The following is a 12493-nucleotide window of genomic DNA, read 5'->3' on the forward strand; positions in this document are numbered from 1 at the left end:
CGGTATCTATGGCTCAAACACCTCAATCACAGCTCAAAGAGCTTATTATCAAAGGTAAAGAAAAAGGGTTTTTGACCTACGCAGAAGTTAATGACCATTTGCCGCAAGATATCGTCGAATCTGAACAGATTGAAGATATTATTCAAATGATCGGTGACATGGGCATCCGTGTAGTAGAAACTGCGCCCGATGCTGATGATATGTTAATAGGTGGCGATGATAGCGAAACTCCTGATGAAGATGCAGTAGAAGCTGCTGCTCAGGTGTTAGCAACGGTTGAATCTGAGATTGGTAGAACAACGGATCCGGTGCGTATGTATATGCGCGAAATGGGCACGGTTGAACTATTAACTCGCGAAGGCGAAATCGTCATCGCAAAACGTATCGAAGAGGGCATCAAAGAAGTACAAACTGCGGTTTCTGAATATCCAGCAACCATTTCAGGACTGCTGGATAACTGGGACAGCTACGAAGCTGAGGAAATGAAGTTAACTGATTTAATCAGTGGTTTTGTAGATCCTAATGATGACATGACACAGGCAGTCAGTGCCACGCATATCGGATCTGAGTTAAGTAAAAAGCAGTTAGACGATTCCGATAAAGATGATAAAGACGATACGGATGAAGAGGAAGAAGAAGGACCTAAAGGCCCAGATCCTGAAGAAGCTGCCGAAAAATTTGCAGAACTGCGTAAATTAAATCAAATTGTTGAAGATTCCATTACTAAAAATGGCCGTGCTCATGCCGATACGCGTAAAGCAATTAATGAACAGGCGGAGTTTTTCCAACAGTTTAAATTAATCCCTAAACAGTTTGATCGCATGGTAAAAGCAATTCGCTTTGCTATGAATGCTGTTCGTGTACAGGAACGTTTAGCATTAAAGATCTGTGTTGAACATTGTAAAATGCCCAAGAAAGAGTTTATTCAAATCTTTAAAGGCTGTGAAACTAAGCCAGTATGGTTAGAAACAATTCTTTCCAGCGACACAGATTATGCAAAACGCATCAGTGAATTTGAAGAAGACCTAAGACGCTGTTTAAGAAAAATGTTAGCAGTGGAAGTGCAGAGCGCATTAACCATTACTAATCTTAAAGGCATCTCTCGCAACATGAGCATTGGTGAAGCCAAAGCACGTCGCGCCAAAAAAGAGATGGTAGAAGCTAACTTACGTCTGGTTATCTCTATCGCCAAAAAATATACCAACCGCGGTTTACAATTCTTAGATTTAATTCAAGAAGGTAATATCGGGTTAATGAAAGCGGTCGATAAATTTGAATACCGTCGCGGTTACAAATTTTCAACCTACGCAACTTGGTGGATCCGTCAGGCAATTACTCGCTCAATTGCCGATCAGGCGCGTACAATCCGTATTCCGGTACATATGATTGAAACAATTAATAAACTTAATCGTGTTTCTCGTCAAATGTTGCAGGAGATGGGGCGTGAACCGCATCCTGAAGAGCTGGCTGAACGCATGATGATGCCGGAAGATAAAGTTCGTAAAGTATTAAAAATAGCCAAAGAGCCAATCTCAATGGAGACACCTATTGGTGATGATGAAGATTCTCATTTAGGTGATTTTATTGAAGATACAACCATTGCACTGCCTGCTGACTGTGCAACAAGTGAAAGCCTTAAAAATGCAACTAACGACGTATTGGAAGGCCTAACAGCTCGTGAAGCTAAAGTCTTGCGTATGCGTTTTGGTATTGATATGAATACCGATCATACTCTTGAAGAAGTTGGTAAACAGTTTGATGTAACACGTGAACGTATTCGTCAAATAGAAGCAAAAGCATTACGTAAACTTCGTCACCCAAGCCGCAGCGAACAACTGCGTAGCTTCCTAGATGAGTAAATAAGTTTAAAATAAAAAATCCTGCTTCGGCAGGATTTTTTTTCACCAAAAAGTGACAAATAACCAATATTATTAAGTGATATCAACAAGAGTGTAGAATAAATAAGCAAACGCATGACATATGCTAGACAGGCAAAATTTTACCTTATATACTCGCACTTCAAATTCAGCCTCTTAGCATTAACTTGGTATAGCGGTTAAAGCAGATGCTCTAGATATAAAAATTTGGCCCCTTAGCTCAGCTGGTTAGAGCATACGACTCATAATCGTCAGGTCCCCTGTTCAAGTCAGGGAGGGGCCACCACCTTCTAAAAGCCGTAATAGATTAAGTTCTTTTACGGCTTTTTTTATGCCCGCAAGAAATGGGTGTAGTTGCAGGTGCAGTTAGAGATTTATTAAGCCTGCAAACTGTGATTCCAGCAGCGACCAATATCCCCTGCACCACTATTTTTAGAATACATTTACAGCGAAAAACCTATCTTTTTTAATTAATACACTCTATTAACTCAACTTCATCAGTTAATCACTTAATCACTTAATCACCATCAGGTTGCCCCCTAAAATCTCTCTAACTGTAAAATGAGCGATATGGGTATGAGTTATCAGCCCGTGATTTAGAGGCTGGATATGGCCGGATGAGTGGTTGTCAGTTGATAGGAATAAAATAGTTTAAGAGATAACAGGCTAATGAGCCTCAATGGAATTAATTTTTAGTTTATAAATAGAAAAAATTACCAAAAATAGACAGGCATAAAAAAGCCGTAAAAGAGTTTAATCTATTACGGCTTTTGGAAAGCTTAACTGAGCTTCAAGTTACCATCATCAACCACGATCGAAACACAAAAAAGGGCTTGATGAGCGGTTTTTCTAGACCATCTCATGCTTATAAAAACCAGCAGTTGACGGAACATCCGGCGTATTGCCAAGAATCAGGTCGGCAGCTTTTTCGGCCACCATCATCACTGGGGCGTAAATATTGCCGTTAGTGATCGCAGGGAAGATCGAAGCATCGACCACCCGCAGATTCTCGACGCCATGAACGCGCAATTCGGCATCAACCACGGCCATCTCATCAAAGCCCATTTTACAGGTACAACTTGGATGGTAGGCACTTTCTCCTTCGCGGGCAACGAAGTCGAGAATCTCTTCGTCAGTCTGCGCACCGGGGCCGGGTGACAATTCTTTGCCGCGCAGGTCATCAAATGCTTTCTGTTCGATAATCTTACGCGTACATCTGATCGCTTCGACCCATTCACGGCGCTCTTGCTCCGTCGACAAGTAGTTGAAGAAAATCTCAGGATAAACGCTCGCCTTTTTCGATTTGATCTTAACGTGACCACGTACATCGGTATTCATCGGTCCGACGTGCAACTGAAAACCATGCCCCTGGACGGGTGAAGAGCCGTCATAGCGAATAGCTAGCGGTAGAAAATGGAATTGCAGGTTAGGATAGGCGACTTGATCGTTGCCGCGGATAAAGCCCCCTGCTTCGAAATGGTTGGTCGCCGCTGCGCCCTTACGGTTAAACAGCCAGTCAAAACCGATCTTCGGTTGGTTGTACCACTTGAGGGCCGGATACATACTGACCGGCTTGGTGCAGCCATACTGAACATACAATTCGAGATGATCCTGAAGGTTCTCGCCGACGCCGGGAAGATCGTGAACTACATCAATGCCGAGACCTTGTAAATGTTCGCTGTTGCCGATGCCTGAAAGCTGCAGAAGCTGCGGAGAATTGATTGCCCCACCGCAGGAGATGATTTCATTCCCGTAGGCTTCACAGGTTTTACTTCCGCGAGTGTATTCAACGCCGACCGCTTTTTTTCCTTCAAAGAGGATACGTGTAGCCATTGCTCGACACTGAACGGTAAGGTTTGAGCGGTTTTTGATGGGATGAAGATAAGCCCGAGCAGAGCTATAACGGCGTGCCCGATAGATATTCTGGTCAAAGCGGCCGAAACCTTCCTGCTTATAGCCATTAACGTCGTCAGTCTGCGGATGGCCGGCTTCTGCGGTGGCCTTAAAGAAAGCGTCAAAAAGAGGGTTATCGCACTCACCCGTAGTCAAATTGAGAGGGCCATTGGAAGCGTGGTATTGGTCTGCACCCTTTAAGCGAGTTTCAGACTTTTTAAAGTAAGGCAGGCAGTGGGCATAATCCCAATTTTCCAATCCTTTATTGCTTCCCCATTTTTCGTAATCCATGGCGTTGCCGCGGATGTAGATCATGCCGTTGATACTGCTTGATCCGCCGAGCACTTTGCCGCGTGGATGGGCGATTTGACGATTGTTCATCTGCGGCTCAGGAGACGATTGGTAAAGCCAGTTGTAGGTTTTGTCGGTCAGCAGGTAGGTCAGCGCTGCTGGCATGTGGATGCGGAAATCCCACTTGTAGTCGGGTTTGCCAGCTTCGAGAACCAGTACTTTATTTTTTGGGTTGGCGCTCAGACGGTTGGCCAGTACGCTGCCAGCGGATCCGCCGCCGACAATAATATAATCATATTTCTGCTTATTCATATTCTGTATTCCTAATTTTGGTGAGTTATTTTTCTGTAATTTATTTTCTTGGCTGCGCGCCTTGCTAGTCGCCCGGTGCTGATTCTTCCAAGCGGCTACGGTCTTCTTCTACGCAGCGTTGCAGCATTGCATAGTGTGCTCCAACCGATGAACGCGCACGCAGCGGCTCATTGGCCGCAATGTGGCGGGCCGTTTCGACCCAGTTCGCCACCGTCTTTTGTCGATAGTCAAGATGGTCATATAACGCATAATCCTGCGAGCTGAAACCGAGTTGCAGGGCCTGCATGATCCACTCGAAAATAGGGTTTCCGGTCATTTTTGCAAGGCGGATATTCAATTCTCGGTCTATCTCTCCCAACACCTGCATATCCGGTTGCGGCTGCTCAAGACACAAACGCATTTTTTCAACTTCAGCTACCAGCTGTTGTTTTTCAGCGGCGCTGCCGCGAGTAATAGCCAGTAGCGTGATAGTGTGATCGATGCTCTCGCGAAATTCAGCGATATCTGTGAGGCCGACATGCTTCTGTTTCAAGAACAGAGCGAGCGACTCGCTGACATTGGCGACGTCGATCTGCTTAACAAAAGCGCCACCCTTAGCACCTTTGCGAATTTCGACCAGGCCTTTTTGCTTCAGTGCGCGCATCGCCTCGCGGATAACCCCACGGCCGGTTTGAAACTGAAGTTGCAGTTCTCGCTCACTGGGCAGCCCTTCCCCGGGCAGGATTTTTTCGTTCAGAATGGCTGATTCGATCTGCAGCGCCACATCTTCTCCGGCACGACCGACTTGAGCAGGGGTAAATAGGGAATCTGAATTCATGAGCAGTTTGACCTTATGTTGGTAGTACCAATATAGCAAGGCCAATAAACATTATTACAAGGCACGTGATAAACAAGGTAACTTAGGGACTAAATCGTGATATACGTTACAAAAAAGGGTGTTAAATATATTTACACCGCCTTAATGGTCGGACCAAACTACCTATTGCGGATATTGTTGTCAACTTTATGGTTGAAAAAAGTCAGTTTGCGGCTCAAGTAGTTAACCTAGATCAATTCAGCACAAGATCAGGAGGGAGTGTTTTGAAGAGCAGAATTAAAATCTTGCAGTTTAATAGTGATAAAAACAGATGTTGTAATGATTAATTTAAATAAAACAAGTAGCGCATATTCTGGTACATAGTAATACCTATAAAGAGGTTCAAATCAATATTGACTGGAGTTTTATTGTTCCTATACTCAAGCGGATAAAGAAAGCTTTAAATGTATGTATTACTCAAGTCGTCTGCACCTCACCTACCAGTATAAAATGGATATTATTATGCACTTACTATTTAAATCCAAGTTACTTTTAACCAGCTACTTTATTCTATTATTGTCTCTTCTTTCCTGTAACGCCTTTGCCGGGTCTGCTGCTAAAAAGATTGCAGGTAATGCAGGCTCAATGCTCTGGGCAGAGAGTTTTGCAACATTCGATGAACCCTGGGCCATGACCTTTCTACCTGACGGTGATCTCCTGATAACTGAAAAAAAAGGCACTTTGCTTCTAGTTGACCTGAATAACAGTTCCAAGGTCGTTGTTAAAGTAGCAGTTAAGGGCGTACCCAAGGTAGCCTATGGTGGCCAAGGTGGTTTGGGTGATGTCATTCTCCATCCTCAGTACAAGGAAAACCACTGGATATACTTGTCCTATGCCGAACAGGATAGCTCAGGAAACAAGGGAGCCGTCGTCGCTCGAGCTCAATTTATTCCTACATCGTCACCGCCTCAACTGGAAAACCTTGAAGTCATCTGGCGGCAAATACCTAAAGTATCGGGCAGCGGGCATTATTCACACCGACTGGCATTTAGCCCGGATGGAAAGCTGTTTATCACCTCCGGCGAACGGCAAAAGCAGACACCAGCGCAGAGTTGGACGCAAAACCTTGGCAAGGTCATCAGGCTAAACGCAGACGGTTCAGTGCCAGCTGACAATCCGTTTCAGGATAAAGGAGAACTTGCAAAAACCTTCTGGTCTCTCGGGCATCGCAATTTACTCGGTATTGCCTTTGATAAACAGGGGCAACTGTGGACACACGAAATGGGCCCCAGGCACGGTGATGAATTTAACCTGACCCTTGCTGGAGAGAATTATGGTTGGCCTGTTGTGTCCTGGGGGGATCACTATTCCGGCATTCCCATTCCCGATCATGATTCGCGTCCGGAGTTCAATCCTCCGGAGGTCTACTGGGTGCCAACCGTTGCACCATCCGGTCTGATCATATATTCCGGCGTTATGTTTCCAAAGTGGGCAGGTAATGCCTTTATCGGTGGGCTTAGGTCTCAATCACTGCTACGGATCAAAATTACAGGAGATCAAGCCGAAGAGGTCGAACGTTTCCCCATGGAAAAACGCATACGAGAAGTTGAGCAAGGACCAAAGGGAGCAATATGGGTTCTTGAGGATAACAAAGGTGGTCGTCTTCTGCGGCTCAGTGCATATGAATGAGCGATTGGCAGCTGATGCAAAATAAAAGCCTCGAATGGGCACTGCTACCATTTTTTACATTTTGTTAACTTAGATGTGACTTTTTGTAAGCAAACTCTCTTTTGATCATTTACTTATGTGTATTCTGTAGGGGTAAGTTTGGCTTGTCGGCAAAGCGTCATGTTTTGTAGACATAATTGTCTTTTTAATCAAGGATAGATGATGAGATTAACGTTGCTGAAAAGCGTGTATATGTTGTTGTGCTTGGGTGTTGCTGGCGCCTCTGTGGCAGAGAATAGAATTGATACTCAGCGACCGGATGCCCCTGAGCTGGCCGCTTATGGTGAGCACAGTATCGGTGTGCGTACTCTTGAGGTGGTTAACCTCAATCAAATTGATATGCTCAAACTCGACCCTGGCCAAGCAAAGCCCGCTGTTCTGCCCCGTTATGCACGCCCTTTGACCTTAGAAGTGTGGTATCCGGCCGTTAACGGTAGCAAGGGCAACACCACCCTGAAGGCGTATATGCGTGATGGTAAAACCCAAGTTGAGCTGCACGGTAAAGCGGTGCGTGATGCTAAACCACAGGCTAAGCAGGCTTTTCCATTGGTGCTGATTTCCCATGGTTATCCGGGCAACCGTTTTTTACTGGCGCATTTAGCGGAGAACATCGCCTCTAAAGGATATGTGGTGGTGTCTATCGATCACACTGATTCTACTTATCGTACCAAAGCGGCTTTTTCGTCGACCCTGGTTAACCGACCGGTGGATCAGCTGTTTGTCTTGTCTCAGATTGATGAGATGTCAAAGGACAAAGGCTCATTTTTATACGATTTGGTTGATGCAAAAAATAGCGCGCTTATTGGTTATTCTATGGGAGGGTATGGCGCGGTTATTAATGCCGGAGCTGGCCTGACTGAGGAAGCGGTAGACAGCAAGATGGCGCCTTTTGCGACTTTGGCTCGCCATCAAAGTGGTATCAAGCCCGGTGTTGATGAGCGTTTTAAAACAGTGATAGCTTTTGCACCCTGGGGCATGAATTACCAGATATGGAATAACGATACTCTCAAAGGGGTGAGTGTGCCTATGCTGCTTATTGCAGGCTCACAGGATGATGTGTCGGGTTACGAAAATGGCACGCGCGCCATCTGGCAGGGGATCACCAGTGTCGATCGCTCGTTACTCACCTATGATAACGCCAATCACAATGCAGGCGCAGTGATGCCGGCGCCTGAAGAGTCTTACGTATTTGATCAAGAACTGGGGTTTAACATTAGTGAGCATTATATCGATGCAGTATGGGACAACACCCGTATGAATAATATTGCCCAGCACTTTGTCACCGCGTGGTTAGACAAGTATTTGCAAAAAAATAGTGCCATGGACGAGTATTTAGACCTCGTACCTGATTCTAACGCTGGGGTATTCGCCCTGGATGAGAACGGTGATCCCAAAGCTGAGCATACCTACTGGAAAGGCTTTGCTGATCGCACCGCGAAAGGTTTGCACTTTGAGCACTTAAGCCCATCTAAATAGCGGTTTTTATATCGGTCTTTAGTTGAACCGCCTGCTCGGCAGGTTCAACTAAAGGGTACGCCATCGCTTCAAATTAAATTATCAAAATAGCCGTGATATTGCTGTCTGTTTATAAGCATTGTTGTATTTTTGTGGTGTTTTTGGACTCACTATTTATGCGTTAGTATGGTTGGCCTGTAGTGTCCTGGGGTGATCTCTATTCTGGCATTCCCATTCCCGATCATGATTCGCGTCCGGAGTTCAATCCTCCAGAGGTTTACTGGGTGCCAACCGTTGCACCATCCGGTCTGATCATATATTCCAGCGTTATGTTTCCAAAGTGGGCAGGTAATACCTTTATCGGTGGGCTCAGGTCTCAATCACTGCTAGGGATCAAAATTACAGGAGATCAAGCCGAGGAAGTCGAACGTTTCCCCATGGAAAAACGCATACGAGAGGTTGAGCAAGGACCAAAGGGGCAATATGGGTTCTTGAATATAAAAAAGGTGGCCGTCTTCTGCGGCTTCGTGCATATGAATGAGTGATTGGCAGGTGATTCGTAGGAATTTACTATATGGTTATTAGGTCTTTCATTTTGCGAATAATAAATAAGATAATGCAAAATGAAATACTTGACCCGAATGGCACTTGTGACCCTAATGGCTCTGCGCTTTGGGGAATAAGCGAGCGTGAGGTATCTCGCTATACTCATGGTATAAAGCACTTATAACCATCAGAGTTACTCAAAATAAAAGACTATTTTTTAACAATACAAACCTTCCAGTTGTGGAAGAGTAAAAAAATACGACGGCTTGGATGTGTTAAAAACACCATTTATATTTGGTCTTAATTCACTTTGAATCAAAATACATAACTCTTCAGCACGGGTAATACCAACGTAATGTAAGTTAGTTTCTTCTAATAAAGTTGGATAGTATGCCGGATCATTAAAATTTCCTGTATATTGCCGGTAAGGGAAGCTCCATTCTTCCATATCGAAATTAAATACAATCTTAAATTCCAGACCTTTTGATTTATGAAGTGTCATCAACTGAATTTCATTCTCATCAAGTGGACGAAAAGCGCCCATCAATGATTCATCTGTTAAAATTTTAGCGACTGCTAGATCTGCATCTTCAGAAGGGTCCATTTCTAAATAGTCGGCTAATTTATGAAGTTGTTCAACAATTAAGGAAGCCTCAGTTTTTCTAAGTTTTTTCAGTTCCTTACGCAGAAAAACAACTAACCCATTGACTGAATTTAGCTTTTTATTTTGTGCTAAAATTTTATCTATTAATTCTTGAGCAGTATCTATTAACGAAAATTTATACGCTAAACAATGAGCATATAAATCAGCTATTGGTGCATTAATATCATCTAATGGAGTATCAATATATAGACGGTGCTTTAAGGTCAGTCCTTTTGATATCAATTTTAATGTTGCCTCTTTCTTAGCAAAAATGCCAACTTTAGATAATTTACTAATATAGGAACTCTTTAGCCATTCGCTAATCCAAGTGGAAATATGTGCAGATCCTTCTATGGCACTTCCCTTCAAACAATAGCGATAAACTCTACAGTCATCGTTATTGTTTTTAATCAATTTACAGGCAGGATTTTTTAACCTTGAAGCATAATTTATTATTGATGGGTGGCATCTATGATTAATATCTATAAAGAATGACTCAAATATATTTGAGTGTGTCTTTAAAAATTCCAAATGTTGAGGATTACTACCCCTAAATCCATATATTGACTGATCAACATCTCCAACGGCGGTACCTATAAGTCCTAAATTTACCAATTCTAAAAAAAGTTTATGTTGTGTATTTGAGGAGTCCTGATATTCATCAATAAATATTTGCGTATATTTTGAATATATATACCTTCTTGCAGAAGATGACTCTTTAATCACATATAGAGCAAGTGCAGAAAAAGAAGACATCCAAAGTATTTTGTTATCATATAACTTTTTATAAGCATCTACGTTATTATAAATATCTTCAAGTGATGGTGTTTTAGATTCAAGAGAAAGGGATAACAACTGTACTTCCGATAACTTCTTAGTAATATCGCAATCACTAGCTACCCCCCCCCCCCCATATATGATCAATAAATGGATATATAATTTCCTGTAAACAAAAACCATCAATTGTTCCTATGAAACTTTGTCTAATATCCCCCCCATTTATAACGCACTTTTCCCTTAATTCTTGGCTCGCTTTAATCGTAAAAGTGATTGCGACAACTCCTTTATAAGGCTTTAACAATTGGGAAACAGACCTTATTTTTTCTGCCATCACGGTTGTTTTACCACTGCCAGGGCAAGCTGTAATTACCATACTACTAGGGTAATTAATTGCTCTTTCTTGTTGTTCTGTAAAAGAAAAATTTGCCATAGAGTTAATATCCTACAATAACCTTTTTAAGGTGATGTAACGGTTTTGCTAATTCACCTTTAGATAAGGTAGCTAAGCTTTCTTTATTCCCTTTTAAAAAGTTTCGCATTCTTATAGCTTTCTTTTTTTGTAAATAATCAATTGCAGCTTTATTTGTTTTCTTACCTGCAAATTCTTTTAATACTTCAGGTAACTCTTCAGATAAATCATTTTCTAGATCTTTTCTCGAAACAAAAATTCCAGAAGGATTTATCAAGCTAGATACCATTTCCCATTCCCCATTTCCAATCGTTAACTCTGGACAAAACTCAACGTCCTTATGATTCAAAGTTTCTAGACTGGCAATTTTTAAGCATCGATTAAAACCAGCATATTGCCACTGGTCTTTTTTGCTTATTTTAGATATGTCATTATCAGTCCTCATTACCCAAGGAATTTCTAATGCATCTAGTATCTTTGTATATACACCAAATGATATACCATCAACTGACAATAAAGAGATATTTAGAAAATCTAATTCAATACCCAGAGAATCCGCTAGTTCGGTATAGAACAGCATTTCAGAAGGACCTTCAACTAAGAACACACCACTTGAAAAAAACGCCTCCGAAGGAAGGATACTCATCCTGTAGCCCATACTCTCCCAATCTAATGCTATACAATCTGAGCAGCCATTTCCCGCTGCTTCAGTTGCACCAGAGTGATTAAATAATCGTATTATTGAATCAGGCGAAAATTTGGAGGCTATTTGAGGAGAATGGGATGAAATGATAGATTGACCGGGTAGCTCAGAGTTTAAGTATTCAGCGAGTTTCCTTTGTTGGTGTGGATGAAGGTGTGCTTCAGGCTCTTCAACGACATAAAATACTACTTCATCACTTAAATACTGCTCTCTAACACTTTTTGCCTTCCATAGAGCCAGAAGAATTTGATTGTTACGACCATCTCCGCCTAACATCACACTTGAGCCATTCGTATTTGCCCCAAGCTGTAGCTTTTCGATAAATTGATTTACTTGAATCGCTCCTGAATCTAGTTGAACAGAATAGTCAGAATAATGATGTGCTAATTTTTTTAACTCACAATTGACATCAGATGTTGATTTTTCAACATAAATCAGCTGAGAAACTTTTTCATTAATATTAACTAAATCAGTACTAATTTCATTCATCAAATCAGCATCTTCTTCGGTTTCCTCAGCGGTTAAATTTTGCTGGGCAAGATTTAATAGTTGGCGTTTTTCTTTTCGTATAAACTTATGAAGATCACGTTGTGAATGGATATAACGTAAATTTACATATTTCAAATAAAACCTGCTGTTTACAATCTCAAGTTCATCTAATGAATGTCCAATATAGATTTCATAATTAAGATCACTCTTCGTCGCTGAATACCTTAAATAGGTATCGCCTTCATCATTCACATAACCTTTTAGTACAGAAAGCACAGAGTCTTCTGTAATGTTATTGAAATGAATGGTTATCTCAATAATGTCACAAGGTTTATCTGAACTTAAATGAAAATCCAACTCAGAAGGCTCTATCTCTAGTTCTGACAACCCCTTATCGAGCAATAAACGAAGCGCATGAAGCATGTTGGACTTACCAACGTCATTGGCTCCAATTATAAGTGTATTATTATTAAAATGAATAAGAGAGCTTTTAAAATTTCTAAAACCTTTAATAGTTAGTGATAATATATTCAAAATTAATTACCCAAGTAAAGTTAGTTAATATGTCTAG

General features: G+C 41.9%; 9 protein-coding genes and 1 tRNA gene. 5 read left to right on the plus strand and 5 right to left on the minus strand.

Annotated elements, in window-relative coordinates:
- Positions 1 to 8 precede the first annotated feature (8 nt).
- Together rpoD and ACJAZP_RS09505 are read left to right on the plus strand one after the other, a co-directional pair.
- Complete coding sequence (gene rpoD / locus ACJAZP_RS09500; protein WP_415230503.1) at positions 9 to 1859, plus strand: RNA polymerase sigma factor RpoD; 1851 nt, start codon at positions 9 to 11, stop codon at positions 1857 to 1859.
- 227 nt (positions 1860 to 2086) lie between these two features.
- A tRNA-Ile gene (locus tag ACJAZP_RS09505) sits at positions 2087 to 2163 on the plus strand.
- A gap of 563 nt (positions 2164 to 2726) precedes the next feature.
- Here the strand turns inward: ACJAZP_RS09505 and betA are convergent.
- The gene (betA, locus tag ACJAZP_RS09510; RefSeq protein WP_415230504.1) at positions 2727 to 4373 is read right to left on the minus strand and encodes a choline dehydrogenase; all 1647 of its coding nucleotides are present in this window, start codon (positions 4371 to 4373) and stop codon (positions 2727 to 2729) included.
- A 64-nt stretch (positions 4374 to 4437) separates the two neighbouring features.
- A complete protein-coding gene (locus ACJAZP_RS09515) occupies positions 4438 to 5190 on the minus strand; it encodes a FadR/GntR family transcriptional regulator (protein ID WP_415230505.1) in 753 nt (250 codons plus the stop codon).
- Between the two features lie 501 nt (positions 5191 to 5691).
- On the opposite strand from ACJAZP_RS09515, the gene ACJAZP_RS09520 reads away from it, so the two are divergent.
- From ACJAZP_RS09520 to ACJAZP_RS09530, 3 genes are all read left to right on the plus strand, one after another.
- Positions 5692 to 6858, plus strand: coding sequence for a PQQ-dependent sugar dehydrogenase (locus ACJAZP_RS09520; RefSeq protein WP_415230506.1), 1167 nt, complete (start codon positions 5692 to 5694; stop codon positions 6856 to 6858).
- Positions 6859 to 7059: 201 nt separating this feature from the next.
- Positions 7060 to 8373 carry an alpha/beta hydrolase family protein gene (locus ACJAZP_RS09525; RefSeq protein ID WP_415230507.1) on the plus strand — a complete coding sequence of 438 codons (1314 nt, stop codon included), beginning with the start codon at positions 7060 to 7062 and terminating at the stop codon, positions 8371 to 8373.
- Between the two features lie 179 nt (positions 8374 to 8552).
- Positions 8553 to 8897 carry a PQQ-dependent sugar dehydrogenase gene (locus tag ACJAZP_RS09530; protein ID WP_415230508.1) on the plus strand — a complete coding sequence of 115 codons (345 nt, stop codon included), beginning with the start codon at positions 8553 to 8555 and terminating at the stop codon, positions 8895 to 8897.
- A 218-nt stretch (positions 8898 to 9115) separates the two neighbouring features.
- Here the strand turns inward: ACJAZP_RS09530 and ACJAZP_RS09535 are convergent, their stop codons facing one another.
- The 3 genes from ACJAZP_RS09535 to ACJAZP_RS09545 are packed head-to-tail and all read right to left on the minus strand — an operon-like array spanning position 9116 to position 12456.
- On the minus strand, positions 9116 to 10501 hold the full coding sequence (locus tag ACJAZP_RS09535) for a UvrD-helicase domain-containing protein (protein ID WP_415230509.1): 1386 nt from the start codon (positions 10499 to 10501) through the stop codon (positions 9116 to 9118).
- Complete coding sequence (locus ACJAZP_RS09540; protein ID WP_415230510.1) at positions 10434 to 10751, minus strand: UvrD-helicase domain-containing protein; 318 nt, start codon at positions 10749 to 10751, stop codon at positions 10434 to 10436. The genes ACJAZP_RS09535 and ACJAZP_RS09540 overlap by 68 nt, the downstream gene beginning before the upstream one ends.
- A 4-nt stretch (positions 10752 to 10755) precedes the next feature.
- On the minus strand, positions 10756 to 12456 hold the full coding sequence (locus tag ACJAZP_RS09545; protein ID WP_415230511.1) for an ATP-dependent nuclease: 1701 nt from the start codon (positions 12454 to 12456) through the stop codon (positions 10756 to 10758).
- Positions 12457 to 12493: the final 37 nt, after the last annotated feature.

The sequence above is a fragment of the Psychromonas sp. genome (assembly GCF_047632955.1).
GTDB lineage: Bacteria > Pseudomonadota > Gammaproteobacteria > Enterobacterales > Psychromonadaceae > Psychromonas.